At 63.5% G+C, this 15947-nt stretch carries 11 protein-coding genes and 1 riboswitch; of the genes, 5 read left to right on the forward strand and 6 right to left on the reverse strand.

The genetic code is table 11. From position 1 onward, the window contains the following. Positions 1 to 54: 54 nt before the first annotated feature. From J8I87_RS11130 to J8I87_RS11140, 3 genes are read right to left on the reverse strand one after another with little or no spacing between them, the layout of a single operon-like run. Entirely contained in the window at positions 55 to 1299 is a 1245-nt protein-coding gene (locus J8I87_RS11130) for an NADH-quinone oxidoreductase subunit F (RefSeq protein WP_209931502.1), read from the reverse strand. Positions 1300 to 1318: 19 nt separating this feature from the next. Next, the gene (locus J8I87_RS11135) at positions 1319 to 2968 is read right to left on the reverse strand and encodes an FAD-binding protein (protein WP_209931503.1); all 1650 of its coding nucleotides are present in this window, start codon (positions 2966 to 2968) and stop codon (positions 1319 to 1321) included. Between the two features lie 15 nt (positions 2969 to 2983). Next, on the reverse strand, positions 2984 to 3622 hold the full coding sequence (locus tag J8I87_RS11140) for a 4Fe-4S dicluster domain-containing protein (protein WP_209931504.1): 639 nt from the start codon (positions 3620 to 3622) through the stop codon (positions 2984 to 2986). On the opposite strand from J8I87_RS11140, the gene J8I87_RS11145 reads away from it, so the two are divergent. Continuing rightward, the gene (locus tag J8I87_RS11145; RefSeq protein WP_245253851.1) at positions 3606 to 3983 is read left to right on the forward strand and encodes an anion permease; all 378 of its coding nucleotides are present in this window, start codon (positions 3606 to 3608) and stop codon (positions 3981 to 3983) included. The two genes, J8I87_RS11140 and J8I87_RS11145, sit on opposite strands and share 17 nt — an antisense overlap. A gap of 32 nt (positions 3984 to 4015) precedes the next feature. On the opposite strand, the gene ptsG is transcribed toward J8I87_RS11145, so the two are convergent. Beyond that, the gene (gene ptsG / locus J8I87_RS11150) at positions 4016 to 5785 is read right to left on the reverse strand and encodes a PTS glucose transporter subunit IIBC (RefSeq protein WP_209931505.1); all 1770 of its coding nucleotides are present in this window, start codon (positions 5783 to 5785) and stop codon (positions 4016 to 4018) included. A 23-nt stretch (positions 5786 to 5808) separates the two neighbouring features. Continuing rightward, positions 5809 to 8823 (reverse strand): phosphoenolpyruvate--protein phosphotransferase, encoded by a 3015-nt coding sequence (gene ptsP / locus J8I87_RS11155; RefSeq protein WP_245253852.1) that lies wholly within the window; start codon positions 8821 to 8823, stop codon positions 5809 to 5811. Between the two features lie 260 nt (positions 8824 to 9083). Then, positions 9084 to 9181, forward strand: a riboswitch (glycine riboswitch). Between the two features lie 148 nt (positions 9182 to 9329). On the opposite strand from ptsP, the gene J8I87_RS11160 reads away from it, so the two are divergent. Continuing rightward, positions 9330 to 10583: a D-amino acid dehydrogenase gene (locus tag J8I87_RS11160; protein ID WP_209931506.1), complete on the forward strand. Its 1254-nt coding sequence runs from the start codon at positions 9330 to 9332 to the stop codon at positions 10581 to 10583. Positions 10584 to 10680: 97 nt separating this feature from the next. Here J8I87_RS11160 and J8I87_RS11165 read toward each other — a convergent pair whose 3' ends face one another. Further along, the gene (locus J8I87_RS11165) at positions 10681 to 11595 is read right to left on the reverse strand and encodes a LysR family transcriptional regulator (protein ID WP_209931507.1); all 915 of its coding nucleotides are present in this window, start codon (positions 11593 to 11595) and stop codon (positions 10681 to 10683) included. A gap of 149 nt (positions 11596 to 11744) precedes the next feature. On the opposite strand from J8I87_RS11165, the gene speB reads away from it, so the two are divergent. From speB to J8I87_RS11180, 3 genes are all read left to right on the forward strand, one after another. Continuing rightward, a complete protein-coding gene (gene speB, locus J8I87_RS11170; protein ID WP_209931508.1) occupies positions 11745 to 12719 on the forward strand; it encodes an agmatinase in 975 nt (324 codons plus the stop codon). Positions 12720 to 12831: 112 nt separating this feature from the next. Continuing rightward, entirely contained in the window at positions 12832 to 14340 is a 1509-nt protein-coding gene (locus J8I87_RS11175; RefSeq protein ID WP_209931509.1) for an aldehyde dehydrogenase family protein, read from the forward strand. An 83-nt stretch (positions 14341 to 14423) separates the two neighbouring features. After that, entirely contained in the window at positions 14424 to 15944 is a 1521-nt protein-coding gene (locus J8I87_RS11180) for a cytosine permease (protein WP_209931510.1), read from the forward strand. Positions 15945 to 15947: the final 3 nt, after the last annotated feature.

A 15947-nucleotide genomic window follows, 5' to 3' on the forward strand; every position in this document is an offset into this window, starting at 1 on the left:
GCATGACGTCAAACTCCCGGAAATGTCGCCATGATTGATTGCACTCTCGCTGACCTATGCCATCAAAAGCGCCTCATACTCATCCCTGAACTGGCCGATGGAGCTCTCCACCACGGTTACCGCGCCGTCGATAAGACCGCAGCGTCCGCTGCCCGGAAGAATGCGGCATAAGTTCGCGAGTGCATCCAGATCGGCGCGCACACCGCGACCCGTGTCGACCCGATTCAGAAGCCGCATCAGCTGAAAGGTCCCGCCCTTGCAGGAAGGGCATTGCCCGCACGAACCCTGGGCGAAGAAGCTCACATACTCAGCGACCTTGCGCACGATGCTGGTGCCTTCGGATACGACGATCATCGCACCCGTCCCCAGACGCGAACTGCGCTGACGCACCGAGTCGAAGTCCAGTGCAACGTCGAGGTCGCGCCTTGTCAGCAGCGTGTTGGACGGGCCTCCCGTGAAGACCGCCTTGAATTCCCGGTCCAGTAGCATGCCCCCGCCATACTGAAAGACGAGCGTTTCCAGGCTCGTGCCCATCGGCAGTTCGTACAGACCGGGACGCAAGACATCGCCCGATAGCGAATAGAGCTTGGTTCCGGCGGCGTTCCCTATGCCGAGGTCCCAAAACCACTGCGCGCCATGACGCAGGATGCCGGGTACATGTGCCAGTGTCTCGGTGTTGTTCACGATGGTCGGGGCGCCGAACACGCCCTGCTCAGCCGGGAAAGGCGGTTTGCGCCGTGGGAACGGAAATCCGCCTTCGACGCTTGCGATCACCGCGGTTTCCTCGCCGCCGATGTACAGCCCCGAGCTGGGTACGACACGAAGCGACAGAGGCTTGCCGACCCACTGCCCGATTGCGTCAAAAAGGGGATGCTCGTGCCACTGCTGCACCGCCTGGCGGGTGACGGCAAGTGAGCGTTGCTGATGCGGGTTGACGTACAGGACCACATGATTGGCACGGGTGGCCGCGGCGGCGATGAGCGCGCCCTCGATCACCTGATGTGGCGTGTGCTCCAGCAGAAAGCGGTCCTTGAACGTGCCGGGCTCGTCTTCGTTGCCGTTGCAGATGATGTACTTGTCACCTTCAGCAGCGGCGGCGACGGGCGCCCATTTGCGATGTGTCGGAAACCCCGCGCCCCCCATCCCGCGCAAGTCGGCCTGGGCGATCCGCGCAATGATCGCGTCGGGGTCTTCGAGTGCGTTGGCCAAACCTTCGCCGCCGCCACGCGCAAGCCACGCATCGAGGTCTGCTCCCACACGGACATCGTCTCTCAGAAGATTCTGGTTCAGTGGTTCCATCGCGCGCTCCGTGGATTGCCTATCGGATGCCGCTCACCACGCGCCCGTGCGCATTCGGGCGCAAGCCGGCATCGACCCGCAAGTCGAAATGAGCGTACTCGGGGAAGAGTTGTGGTGCCTTGACGTGCAAGGGCAGGCCGGCCAATGTCAGTTCTCGCTGCCACGCGTGCACATGACCGATTCCGGCACGGCTCGCCGTGACAGGGCCGCTCGACCCGGCCGCGCAGGCCCCTGCGCGGCGCCCCATGCTCAGGATATCGAGCAGTGCATTGCCCATTAGCCGGTTGCGTCCGTGGATGCCTCCCGTCACCTCGCCAGCGCAGTACAGGCCGGGCACGCTGGTGGCGCCGTCCTTGTCGATCGCGACGCCGCCGTTCTGGTAGTGGAGGGTGGGATAGACAAGAAAAGGCTCGTGTGCCGGATCGATGCCGCACTTGTGTGCAAGATGGCGCAGTGTCACGAGGCGCTGCGCCAGAATGCCGGGGTTCTCAAGTTCCAGCGTCGGCGTGTCGAGGAATACGCCCGTCTGGCCGTCGCGCACGATTGCGCGCCCTAGCGCGCACTCGCGCAGGATCGCCGACGCCACCACATCGCGCGGCTTGAGTTCGTCCACGAACCGCTCGCCTTCGCCATTGAGCAGCCGGGCGCCAGCGGAACGGGCGGCTTCCGAGATCAGTCCGCCCGCCAGGTGGGGCGGATAGGCGATGCCAGTCGGGTGGTACTGGAACGAGTCCAGTTCGCGCAGGCGCGCTCCGATGCGATAGGCCAGCACGAGGCCGTCGGCAGTGGCGCCATAGTGGTTGGACGTCGGGAAGGCATGGAGGTGCAGCCGCCCGGCGCCGCCCGTGGCGAGGATCACGGCGCGCGCGCGCACCAGCACGAAGGTGCGCCATTCGAGGTTGTAGATCACCGCGCCCGCGCAGCGCCCCCACTCGTCGGACAGCAGTTCGACAGCGGGGCAGCGGTTCCATACCTCGATGCCGGGATCGAGGTCGACGGCTTCGCGCAGCACCCGCATCATTTCCAGCCCAGTGTAGTCGCGATACGAAAGAATGCGCGCGGCCGACGCGCCGCCGGGTTTCTTGCGCAGAAGATCGCTGCCGATGGTCCTGTCCTCTTCCTGATCGAACATCATGCCGAGCTTGATCAGCCAGCGAATCACGTCCGGGCCATCCATCACCATTTGCGCAACGAGTTCGGGCTCGCCGCAGAAGTGTCCGGCCCGCATCGTGTCTTCGAAGTGCAGTTGCGGACTGTCGTCCTCTCCGATGGCCGCCTGGATTCCGCCTTCGGCCATCACGGTGTTGCTGTCGCCGAGGCGCAGCTTGCAGGCGAGGACGACCCGCGCGCCTTGCTGCGCGGCAGTGAGCGCCGCGGCGCACCCGCCGCCGCCGCCGCCGATGACCAGCACATCGGTGGTCATGAGCTGCGCGCCCGCCATGTCGACGTCGTCGATTAGCGCATTGGCCTGAAGATAGCGCGCGAGATCCGGCTGACACGGCTCCCCGCGGTTCACCCCGACGCTCAGCGCAACGCGCGCATTGCGCCCATGATCGGGGTGATAGCCGTTGAGGAGTTCGTCGACGGAACCGTCATCGCTACGTACCGTGGCAGTCATACCGGGGTGGTAGCGCTGGCGCGCCTCTTCGTAAGGGATGCCGGCGGGCATGATCGTGCGTGCCGTTCAGCGCGGCGGATGCGCATTCGGTGCGTCGAGATCGATCTTCATCTCGCCGCTCTCGATCTGCTGCAAACGCCGTATGAGATTGGCCGGACGCAGTGACGTCGAGGCTATCATCCGGCGCACGAACAGGCCGAGATGATTGGGCCGGATATGTTCGGGACACGCCAGTGTGCAGAGGTTGCACATCACACATTCGTCGAAAACCTGGCTCGATGCGGCGAGCTTGCCCTCCACGGCGAGGTTCACGCCGCGCTGCACATCGAGGCCCTTCGGGCAGGCGCGATCGCAGCCACTGCAGTGACGGCAATGCGATGCCTCCGGGAACACTTCACGCATCATTCGCAGCGCCTGCCAGCTGTCGCCCATTTCCTCGATGCGATAGGTGCGGGGAGCAGAACGGGTGAAGTAGTCGAGGAAGGCGACCTGCATGCCATCGGCGACGAGCGTTTCGCAAGCAAGCTCGGTTTTCACCTCCAGCTCGCCGCTGTAGCGGACCATGACGCGGCATGAGCCGCACACTCCCTGGCCCATGCAGCCGACGCCCTCCACAAGCGTTTGTCCCGCATGCACGAACGCTTGCAGGATCGAGCAGTTGGCGGGCGCTTCGATTTCGCGCCCTTCAATGCTCAAGCGCACCATCTCGTCGCACTTTCTCCTTGCGCGGCGCGCGTCGCCGCACTGGCGGACCCATCAGAAACGTCATATGAACCATAGCACAAGGAAGGTGTTCGCCAACGTCACCGCCCACACGACGGCGATGCTCCACGTCATGCCGACCGTCGGCTCGACGATTCCCGGCATGCCCATGGAGGCGTTTTCGCTGATGCTGGCCTTGACGCTGGGCATCATGGGCATCCTGACGCCCTACGGCACAGGGCCGAGCCCCGCTTATTCCGGCAGCGGCTATCTGCCCGCTGGCGACTGCTGGAGACTCGGCGCGATCTTTGGAATCCTCTACAACGTCGTGTTTCTCCTGATCAGCGTGCCGATCCTGCCTTGAGATGCAGATTCACGGCGCTCGCTCAATTCAACTCAACGCATCGCGCCGGCCAGGTTTTCCGCGCCGAGGCCGACGATCAGGTCGAATTCGCCGTTGGCAAAAGATTGCATCGCGGGGACGCCGGCCGCCTTCAGTCCGGCGGCGTCGAGCCGGGTGGCATCGGATAGCGCGACGCGCAGCCGCGTGGCCGCAAGCGCTTCGAGCTTCGTGATGTTGGCGGCGCCGCCGAGCGCCGTGCGGATCTTTTCCGCACGCGCCTTCTGCGTCTGCTGCTGCGCCGGCGCGGCGGCGACGGGAGCCGCCGCGACAGCGGCGGGCGCTTGGGCGGATGCGAGATCGGCGTCGCTGCCCGCCGTCTTCAGGTATTCCTGCATGTCGGTTTTCATGTTCTCCGACAGCGGCCCGAAGATCGCCTGCACGCCGTTGCCCACCCGCACGACGCCCGCGGCGCCGAGCGCCTTGAGTTTGCGGTCGTCGACGAGCGAAGGGTCGTTCACCGAGATGCGCAGACGCGTGATGCAGGCGTCCAGGCTCTGTATGTTGGCGCGGCCGCCAAAGGCGAGCACGAGGTCGCGAGAGCGTCCGCCCGCGCCCGCCGGGCTGACCGTGACGGCTTCGACGGTGTCGTCCTCGCGACCCGGCGTCTTCAGGTCGAACCGGCTGATCATGAAGCGAAACACGCCGTAGTAAATCACCGCGTAGATCGGACCCAGAATGAAGACGTACCACGCATGGGTCGACTTGTTGCCGATCAGGTTGAACGCGAGAAAGTCGATGGCGCCTTGCGAGAAGGTGAAGCCCATGTGCATGTCGAGCGAGTTGGCCACGAACTGCGCGGTCGCCACCAGACACGCATGAATGAAATAAAGGACGGGGGCGACGAACAGGAACGCGAACTCGATGGGCTCGGTGATGCCCGTCAGGAACGAGGTCAGCGCAGCCGACATCATCATGCCGCCGACGGCGACCTTCTTCTCGGGCTTCGCGCAGTGCCAGATTGCGATGGCCGCAGCCGGCAGGCCGAACATCTTGAACAGGAACGCGCCGGCCAGAATGCCTGCCGTACGGTCGCCCGCGAAAAAGCGGTTGATGTCGCCGTGAACCACCTTGCCCGTCGTCGGGTCCAGGTAGCTGCCCATCTCGAAGAAAAACGGCACGTTCCAGATGTGATGCAGGCCAAACGGGATCAGCAGACGCTCGACGAAACCGTAGATCGTCGCTGCCGTGCGCGGATCGGAAACGGCCGCCCATTGGGAGAAGGCCTTGATCGCGCTGCCGATCGGGGGCCACACGATCGACAGGACCGCGCCGAGCACGATCGCGCCGATCGCCGTGACAATCGGCACGAAGCGCTTGCCGGCGAAAAAGCCGAGATAGGGCGGAAGCGCGATCTTGTAGTAGCGGTTGAACATCCAGGCCGCGAGCGCGCCCGCCAGAATGCCGCCGAACACACCCGTCTGGATCGACGGAATGCCCATGATGGTATCGGGCTCGATGCCCTCCGCCTTGGCGATCACGCCCAGTGTCGCCGTCATGACGAGATAGCCGATCGTCGCGGCAATCCCCGACACGCCGTCGTTCTCGGTAAAGCCCAGCGCGACGCCGATGGCGAAGATCAACGGCAGGTTGCCGAAGATGACATCGCCCGCGTTCTTCATCAGCGCGAGCACGATGGCGGGCACGTATCCGTGGAAGTCGGTCGCGCCGAGGCCGAGCAGCAGGCCCGCCACGGGGAGCACCGCGACCGGCAGCATCAACGATTTGCCGACTTTCTGTAAGACTCCGAACGCATGCTTGTACATGGAGCGTCTCCCGGTGAGGTTGCTTACTCCGCGAAGGGCGCGAGGAGCGCGCGGACTTCAGAGGCCGTGCCCAGCCCCAGCACGTCGTTCGCGAGCTGACGGGCTCGGTCCATCGTCAGCCGCGCAAGCTGTGCCTTGATCGAACCGACGGCAGGAACACTGACGGACAGCTCGTCGACGCCGAGGCCCGCGAGCACGGGCACGGCCATCGCATCGGAGGCGATGCCCCCGCAGACGCCAACCCACTTGCCGTGCTTATGCGCGCCTTCGACCGTCATGCCGATCAGGCGCAACACGGCCGGGTGCAGCGCATCGGCCTGTTTGGCGAGCTTCGGATGGCCGCGGTCCATCGCGAGCGTGTATTGGGTCAGATCGTTCGTGCCGATCGAGAAGAAATCAACCTCGCGAGCGAGCCGTTCGGCAATCAGCGCGGCGGCGGGCACTTCGATCATGACGCCGACCTTGATGCTGTCGGCACGATCGCCGGCCTCCTCGAACAGGATCTTCTTCGCCGCGCGCACTTCCTCGATGGCGGCGACCATCGGAAACATCACATGGAGGTTGCCGATCGGGGCTGCGCGCAGAATCGCGCGCAGTTGCGTGCGGAACATGTCCGGACGGTCGAGACTCACACGCACACCGCGCAGGCCGAGGAAGGGATTGTCTTCCTTGGGCAACGGCATGTACGACAGCGGCTTGTCGCCGCCGACATCGAGCGTGCGGACCACGAGGGGACGCTCGCGGCCGAGCGCCTGCGCGACGGCGCAATACTCGGCGGCCTGTTCGTCCTCGGAAGGTGCGGTGTCGCGGTCATCGAACAGGAACTCGGAACGCAGCAGGCCCACGCCTTCCGCGCCCGCCATCACCGCTTCGCGTGCTTCCTGCGCGTTGCGGATGTTCGCGACGACTTCGATGCGATGACCATCGGCCGTCACGGCGAGCTTGCTCGCGGCGAGTTTCTCTTCGTCGCGCCGGGCCGTCTGGCGCTCGATCCGTTCGCGCGCCTTCTGGAGTTCCTCGACGCCCGGATCGCGCCGCAAACTGCCGCGTGAGCCATCGAGCACGACGGGCGTGCCGTCGGGCAGTTGCAGCGCACTTTCGTCGATACCGCAGATGGCCGGAATGCCGAGCGAGCGCGCGAGGATCGCGACGTGGCTCGTTGCGCCACCCGTCGTCGTGCAGAACCCGAGCACCTTGCTGCGATCCAGCGAAGCGGTATCAGACGGTGAGAGTTCTTCGGCGATCAGGATCGAGTCGGCGGGCACGTCCATCTGTGCCTGTTTGACGCCCGCCAGCAGTGTCAGCACGCGGCGGCCGACATCGCGGATGTCGCCCGCCCGCTCGCGCAGAAGCGGATTGTCGAGCTTCTCGAGCATGCTCGCCTGGTTCTGGAAGGCATCGCGCCACGCGAAGGCCGCGCTCTTGCCTGCGCTGATGCCGCTGATCGTCATGTCGTTGACCTCGGGGTCTTCGAGCAGTTCAAGGTGCGCATCGAGGATCTGCATCTTCGACGGATCGGTGAGCCTGGCCTTGAGCGCTTCAATCTGCTGACGTGCTTCGTGTTGCGCCGATTCGAGATGCGCCCGTTCGCGTTGCGGCGATTCGCCCTGTTCGTTGACGTCGATGACCTCGTGGCGGAACTGCACGATCTTGCCAACCGCGAGTCCGGGCGAAGCGGATACGCCCGTCAGTTCGTTGGCGTCGGCGGGCGCCGTGCGCGTTTCGGCGATGGGCGCGCGGGCTGGGGCAGCGGGTGCGGGCGCAGGTGCGTCACCCGGCTTCTCGCCTGAGCCTGCCGCGAGCAGCTGCGCGAGCGCGCCGACGGCTTCGCCCGCATCGGGCCCTGAAGCCTGGACGCGCAGCTTGTCACCGAAGCGGGTCGCGAGTCCCATCAGGGATACGACCGACTTGGCATTCGCGCTGTTGCTGCCGCGCAGCAAGCGGATCTCGGACTTGTACTTCTTCGCCTCGGCAGCCAAGGTCGCGGCGGGCCGCGCGTGCAGGCCAGCGGGGTTCGGTAGCGTGACTTCGCCGGAGACGACTGCGGCCGTCGCGTCACGCGTCTCTTCCTCGGCCGCGCCGCCGACGAGTTCGACGGACAGCGCGGCGTCCTTGCCTGCCGTGACGAGGCCCTTGGCGGGCACGTAGCGCGTGACGAGATCGCCGTTGGCAATCACCATCTGGGTCAGCAGGCTCGTGGCGCTTGCGCCGACGACGACGGGGTCGAACCGGATCAGCGGCTGGCCCATCGCGACGATGTCGCCTTCGTTGACCAGCGGCGCGAACCCTTCGCCGCGCAGCAGCACGGTGTCAAGGCCGATATGCAGCAACACCTGGAGCCCGTTTTCGTCCGTGATCGTCACGGCATGACAGGCGTTGTGCAGTTGCGTGACCTTGCCCGATAGCGGAGCCAGTAGCTCATTCGAAGTCGGGTCGATCGACACGCCGTCGCCGACCATCTTCTGCGCGAAGACGGGATCGGGCACGGACTCGAGCGGCACCATCACGCCCGAGAGCGGCGCGCGCAACTCAACAAGTCCCGTATTTGCCGAGCCTGGCTGCTTGAGTTCGATTTCGAGCAGCACGCTGCGACCGGCTTCGACGATGCCTGTGTGCGGCTTCATCTGACGGACCTGATCGCCATTGGCGACGATGATCTGTGTGAGCAGGCTGCGCGCGTTGCGTTCGACCCGATCGGTGTCGAAGCGGATCACCGGTTGGCGAACCGCGACGCGCTCGCCCTGCATCACGAGAGGCGTGAAACCCTCGCCTTTGAGGCCGACGGTATCGATACCAATGTGCAGCAGGATCTCGACGCCGCTGTCCGTCGTGATCGTCAGCGCGTGGTGAGCCGGGTGGAGTTGCGTGACGATCCCGGCGGCGGGAGCCAGAAGTTCATTCGAGGTCGGGTCGATCGACACGCCGTCGCCGACCAGCTTCTGCGCAAAGACGGGATCGGGCACGGTATCGAGCGGCACCATGACCCCCGAAAGCGGCGCCACCAGTTCGATGCGTACGGGACGTTGAGGTGCTTGCATATGCGCGGCTCCCTGTTCGTCGAAAGGACTTGAGTCAGCTTGAGTTAAAGCATAGGCAACGACTTCGCAATTCGCAGCCCTATGAACGCGGACACCATGCGTCGCGCGTCAGTTTGTGAATGGACGAGGAACGCGCGGCCTGCGATTTCGGCGTGCACGGCGCTCATTCAATCGCTGGGTGAAACAAAGCCATCGATTGAATATGGTTGCAGAAACTGCTTGCCCGCGCATTGAGGTCACGCTATCTTTCGGGTGTTCTGCAAGCTGCAGCGGGAGAGACCGTCATCGCAAACGCGTATGGCGGCGCCGACGGAGCAACCGCCCCGGAAACTCTCAGGCAAAAGGACCCTGCAACTGGAACATCTGGAGAGCGGCGTTTGCGCGCCCACCGAAGGAGATTCCCTGTCGGCCATACGCATGGCTGCACGGAAAGAAACTCTCAGGTACATGGACAGATGGGGCATCGGTGTCGGAAACGACAGTGCTCAATCTATCTGGACCATGTCATGTCACGAATCGCCATCATTGGCGCCGGGATCACCGGCGTCACGACTGCTTACGCCCTCGCACAACGCGGATTTGAAGTCACCGTGTTCGAACGCCATCGCTATGCCGCGATGGAAACCTCGTTCGCCAACGGCGGCCAGCTGTCCGCCAGCAACGCCGAAGTCTGGAACAGCGCCGCGACGCTGTTCAAGGGACTGCGCTGGATGCTGACCCGCGACGCCCCGTTGCTGTTCAATCCCTTGCCTGGCTGGCACAAGTATTCGTGGATTGCCGAGTTCCTGCGGCAGATCCCTCACTATCGCGCGAACACGCTGGAAACGGTGCGGCTCGCGATTGCGGCGCGCGAGCACCTGTTCCAGATGGCGCGTCAGGAGGGGATCGATTTCGATCTCGAGCAACGAGGGATTCTGCACATCTACAAGAGCAAGCAGGACTTCCACGCGGCTCAGAAGGTCAACGTCATCCTGAACGAAGGCGGCCTCGATCGCAAAGCCGTGACCGCTTCCGAAATCCGGCAGATCGAGCCCGCTCTCGATGGAACATTCTTTGGCGGCTTCTTCACGCCGTCGGATTCGACGGGCGACATTCACAAATTCACGCGAGGGCTGGCACGAGCCTGTATGCGGCATGGCGTGGCGTTCCGTTACGACACGGAGATTACCGCGATCAGGCAGGACGCCAGCCACGGATTCGCAGTCGGCACCTTGCATCAGGGCCGCTCGGAGTGCGACACGTTCGACGGGGTTGTCATATGCGCGGGCGTCAACAGCCGGCATTTCGCTGCAATGCTCGGCGATCGCGTGAACGTGTATCCCGTGAAGGGCTACTCGATTACGGTTTCTCTCGACGACGAAGCCAGCCAGAAGGGCGCGCCCTGGGTCAGCCTGCTGGACGACAGCGCCAAGATCGTCACCAGCCGGCTCGGCACGGATCGATTCCGTGTGGCGGGCACGGCCGAGTTCAACGGCTTCAATCGCGATATCCGCGCGGATCGGGTTGCGCCCCTCGTCCAATGGACGCGCCAGTACTTTCCCCAGGTGAACACGTCGCGTGTCGTGCCGTGGGCGGGTCTGCGCCCGATGTTGCCGAGCATGCTGCCGAAGGTCGGCAAGGGTCGTCTGCCTGGCGTGTTCTACAACACGGGTCACGGCCATCTTGGCTGGACCTTGTCTGCCGCCACGGCGGAAAACGTCACCAACCTGATTGAGCGAACCGTTCGGCAATCGAAGGGCGGCCAGCTAATCACCGCCTGAGCGTTCAGGGCGGTCGTACGCTCGCGGCCTTCTAGCCGGCGACGCAGCGACCGCCTTGGGCGGCCGATTCGTCAAGCGCCTGGCGGACGCGATTGCGTCACGCGGTCCGCGGGCGCTCGCAACATTCGTTCAGGTCGACCATGAACACCTTCAGGATCGAGGGCATCGTCGACGCTCTGCGAATGGCCGCGCAGAACGGCCATTGCGCGCCGAACTGCTCGGGATTGATGCGTCGCATCTCGTCGCGCTCCAGCCAGCGGGCGGCGTAGTGATTGGGTAGAAATCCGATATACGCGCCGGACAGGACGAGCATTGCCTGGGCTTCGACGTTGTCGACCGTCGCCGCTGCCTTGCTCGCGTTCAGCATTCGCAGGTCGTTTTCCTGCAGATAGCCGCGCGCGACGATGCGGCTCGATGCAACGCTCTCATTGGGCACGCTGCCTTCCGTCGCGCCTGCAAAAAGCGCGTGCCCTCTGCCGCAGTACAGTCCGTCGGGCTCCAGATAAAGCTCGTTATAGGCGAGCCCCGGTATATGAATCGGGAAATGGCCCACGGCAACGTGCAAGCGGCCATCGAGTACCCGCTCTTCCAGTTCCGCAGGTGTCCCCACGTAGACATCGACGTGCACATCATGCCCGCGCGAAACGAATTTCTGCAGTGCCTCGGGCAGTGGCGAAGTCGTATCGGTGATCATGTTGTCGATGATGCCGAGGTAGAGCTTTCCCGAGATGTGCTTCTTCAGCGCATCCGTATCCATGCAGAAAGCCTCGACCGCGACCTGCAGCCGCTGTGCGGCTTCGTAGGTCGCCATCCCGTGTTCGGTCAGACGGAATCCGCCCCGGCCTCGCTCGCATAGCTTGAGGCCCAGCCGGGTTTCCAGCGTCGTCATCTGTTCGCTGATGGTCGATTGACTGACGTTCAGGCTCGCCTGCGCCGCGGAGAATCCGCCGCAGCGCACCACATTCATGAAAACCCTAAGTAGCTTCAGATCCACGTCCTGCAACTGAACCATTGTCGATTCCTCTCGATCGTCGCTTCGGATCTTCCGATATGAACATCTGATACTTGGGATTTTTATACAAAAAAATTCCATCGATAGTGTGTTCAAACGACGGCTGTGATGAAACCGCGTTTTCTATCGACAGACATATGGAGACAAGGATGCAGAGCAATACGTACGAGACGGGGCGGCTCAATCTGCCGTTCGTGGGCCACTGCACTTTTGCGAAGTCGCCCGTTTGCCTCGACTGGGACAAGATCGACGCCGATGTGGCGATCCTCGGCGCACCCAACGACATGGGTACCCAGTGGCGCTCGGGAGCGCGCTTTGGCCCGCGCAGCATCCGTGAAGCGTCGACGCTGTTCGCGTTCGGTCATTCCGGTGCGTACGATCACGAGGACGACGTTCTGTATTTGAGCCGCGATCAGGTGCGCATGGTGGACGTGGGCGACGCCGACATCGTTCATACGGATATGGTGTCGAGCAACGCGAATATCGAATTCGCGGTGCGCAAGATTCTCGACAGCGGCGCGATGCCCGTGACGCTAGGGGGCGATCATTCGATCCATGCGCCTGTGATCAAGGCTTTCGAAGGCCACGGCCCGATCCATATCATCCACTTCGACGCGCATCTGGATTTCGTCGACGAACGACATGGCGTGCGCTACGGCCACGGCAATCCGCTGCGGCGCGCGTCGGAGATGAACCACATTGCCGGGATGACGCAGCTCGGCATTCGCAACGTGTCGTCGTCGAACCGCGCGGATTACGACGCCGCGCGCGAGGCGGGCTCGGACATCCTGTCGGTGCGCGACGTGCGGCGGCTCGGTCCCGACGGCGTGCTGGCCCGCATTCCCGACGGCGTCGCCTACTACATCACGATCGACATCGACGGCTTCGATCCGTCGATCGCGCCAGGCACGGGTACGCCGAGCCATGGCGGCTTCACGTACTACGAGGTGCTGGAAATCATCCAGGGCCTCGCCCAACGCAGCCGCGGAAACATCCGCGGAATCGACCTGGTGGAGGTGGCGCCTGCCTACGACCCCGCGGGCGTGACACCCATTCTGGCCGCACAACTGCTGATGAACTCGATCGGCTTCATTTTCCACGCGCGCGCGAACAACACGCGATAGACAAGCCGCTTGCGCATCGCCCCGTCGTGCGCCGGCGTGCGCGCGACACCCAGCATCATGACAACACGCGTGGGCTTGCCATCGGCATGACCCGCGAAACACGGAGACAACGATGGATGCCATCGTACGGAACTATCTGGAGCAGTTTGGCGCAGGTGAAAAAACGAGGCGCTTCCTTGACCGGCCGCACGCCATGCTGATCGACGGCGAGTTCGTGGCGGGAGAGGGCGGCGAGCGCCTCGATGTGATCGAGCCGTCAACGGCGGGCGTGATCGCGCAGATTCCATTGGCGACGAAGGGCGATCTGGATCGCGCCGTGGCCGCCGCGCGCAGGCAGTTCGACGGCGGACCCTGGCGGCGTCTGAAGCCGCTCGAACGCGAGCGCCTGCTGCATCGGCTCGCGGATCTGATTGAAGCGCACGCGGAAGAACTCGCGGAAATCGAATCGATCGACGTCGGCAAGTCGGTCACTCAGGCGCGCGAGGTCGATATCCAGGGCACAGTCGATACGTTCCGCTACTTCGCAGGCTGGCCGTCGAAGATTCACGGACGCACTGTCGAGCCGTCGTTGCCGGGCAGTCACGTGGCCTACACGCGCAAGGAGCCGGTCGGCGTGGTCGGTGTGATCGTGCCGTGGAATTTTCCGCTTCAGACGTTGGCATGGAAGGTGGCAGCCGCGCTCGCAGCGGGCTGCACCGTCGTGATCAAGCCCGCTGAGCTCACTTCGCTGTCGACGCTTCGCTTCGCTGAACTGATTCAGGAAGCGGGCTTTCCCGATGGGGTCGTCAACGTCGTGACAGGGCGGGGCAACGTGGTCGGCGCGGCCATGGCCTGTCATCCGGGAATCGACAAGGTGACCTTTACGGGTTCCACCGAGGTGGGGCGCAACGTCGGACGCTCGGCTGTCGGCGGCATCCGGCGCGTGACGCTGGAACTCGGCGGCAAGTCGCCCGTGCTCGTGCTCGACGACGCGGATGTCGATGCGGCGGCGCGCGCGGTGGCGAACGGCATGTTCTTCAACGCAGGCCAGGTGTGCGACGCCGGCAGCCGTGTCTATGTTCAGCGTAAAGTTCATGACCGGTTTCTCGCGGCGCTGCTCGAATACACGCGAACGCTGAAAATTGCGCCAGGTCTCGACCGCGACTGCTTTATCAGTCCGCTGGTGTCCGCGCTTCAGAAGGACCGTGTGATGACCTACATTGAAACGGGACGCCGCGAAGGTGCGGAGCTTGTCTACGGCGGACGCGAGGTGGACGGACGGGGCTACTTCGTTCAGCCCACCATCTTCGCGAATTGCCGCAACGACATGAAAATCGTTCGTGAAGAAATCTTCGGCCCCGTGCTCGTGACCGCGCCGTTCGACGAGGTCAGTGAAGCATTGACGCTGGCGAACGATTCGCCGTATGGCCTTGCGGCCGCGATCTATTCCAACGATCTGAAGCGCGTGCATGCGCTGATTCCGGAATTGCGCGCGGGCAGCGTCTATGTCAACGCACACAGCACGATCGATCCATCGATGCCGTTCGGCGGCTTCAAGGAGTCGGGCTTCGGCAAGGACCTGGGGGCGGAGCAACTCGACTCTCTCACGGAGACCAAGGCCGTCTGGATCACGCTGGATTAAGGACGGATACCGCGCCGCGCCCGCGTGGCGCGTGCGACGCCAATCCTCATTGAATCAACCTTCCGTACTGGGTGGATCAAACGATGAAAGCACAGGACAGGGTTGCGACAGGTTTCGCAGCCGATAGCGAGCACGGATCGATTGAAGGTCACTCCATCGACTTTATTCCGGAGCAGGAGAGAACAGACAGGCTGTCGCGGCAGGGACCATTCTGGTTTCTCGGAAACTTTACGTTCTTCACGATGACAATCGGGTTCGTCGGCCCGAGCGTCGGCCTCAGTTCGTTGTGGACCACGATAGCGGGCACGCTGGGCATCATGTTCGGCACGTTGTTCATGGCGTTTCACGGTTCGCAGGGCCCCCATCTCGGTCTGCCGCAGATGATCCAGTCGAGGGCGCAGTTCGGCTATCGGGGCGTCGTGCTGGTCTTGATGGCGACGTTGTTCGTATTCGCGGGTTTCAACATCGTCAACCTCGTGCTGATGATGCAGGGTTTGAAGACCCTGTATAGCTGGGACCCTGTCAAGGTCGCGCTGGTGGTCACGATTCCGGCAGCCATTCTCGCGATTCTCGGGCACGACTGGATGCATCGCGCGTTCAAATGGGCGCTGTATCTGTCGCTGCCGCTCTATGGCGTCGTGACGGCCGCCGTGTCGTTGCACTGGGTGCCTGACGCGCCGTTGCCGGCCGCCGCACCGGGCGGTACGCCGCCGGCGCCGCTTGGCTTCGCATGGACGGGATTCATCGCCCAGTTTGCGGCCGCCGCGAGCTACAACATCGCGTACGCGCCCTATGTGTCGGACTACTCGCGCTACCTGCCGAAAAATACGCCAAGCGGCAGGCTGATTGCCGCAGTGTTCCTCGGCGCGTCGCTGTCGGGTGCGTGGATGATCGCTGTCGGCGGGTGGCTCGGCGACCACCTGCATGCGACCGACGTGCTCGTCGCGCTGAATCAGGTGGGTAACGATCTGGCGCCGGGTTTGGGGAGCATCGTTGTCGCCGTCACGCTGCTCGCGTTTTTGCCTGTCATCGCGATGAATATTTACAGCGCGAAGTTGACGGCGATTACTGGTGTCGACTCGTTCAGGAAAGTCGAGCCGACTGCGCGAGTGCGCGTCATGGCGATCATTTTCGTCGTGTGCCTGCAATTGGGTGTTGCGCTTAGCATCTACACGTCGGGCAAGGGGCTCTCCGTCCTGAATATCTATCTGGTCGTGATGCTCTACTTCCTGGTGCCCTGGACTGCAGTCAATCTCACTGACTACTTCTTCGTTCGCAAAGGCCGGTACGCGATCCCGCATTTCTTTTTGCCGCATAACAACCTCTACGGCACGTGGGGGGCGCGTGGACTCATTTCGTATGCGGTTGGCTTTGCCGCAATGATTCCGTTTTTCTGCATCTTCGATGGTTCGAATGAAGTCTATGTCGGTGCGCTCGCACGCCAGATGGGCAGTGTCGATCTGGCGTGGCTGGTCGGGCTGCTCGTGTCAGGGATCGCGTACTACGTGCTAAGCCGCTCGCTCGATCTCAAACGCGAAGAAGCCGTGATAGCGCATGTCGAGAAGACCATGCCTCAATACACCACGGGGAATCAGCGGTTCTAGCCG

Source organism: Paraburkholderia sp. LEh10 (genome assembly GCF_017814945.1).
GTDB lineage: Bacteria > Pseudomonadota > Gammaproteobacteria > Burkholderiales > Burkholderiaceae > Paraburkholderia.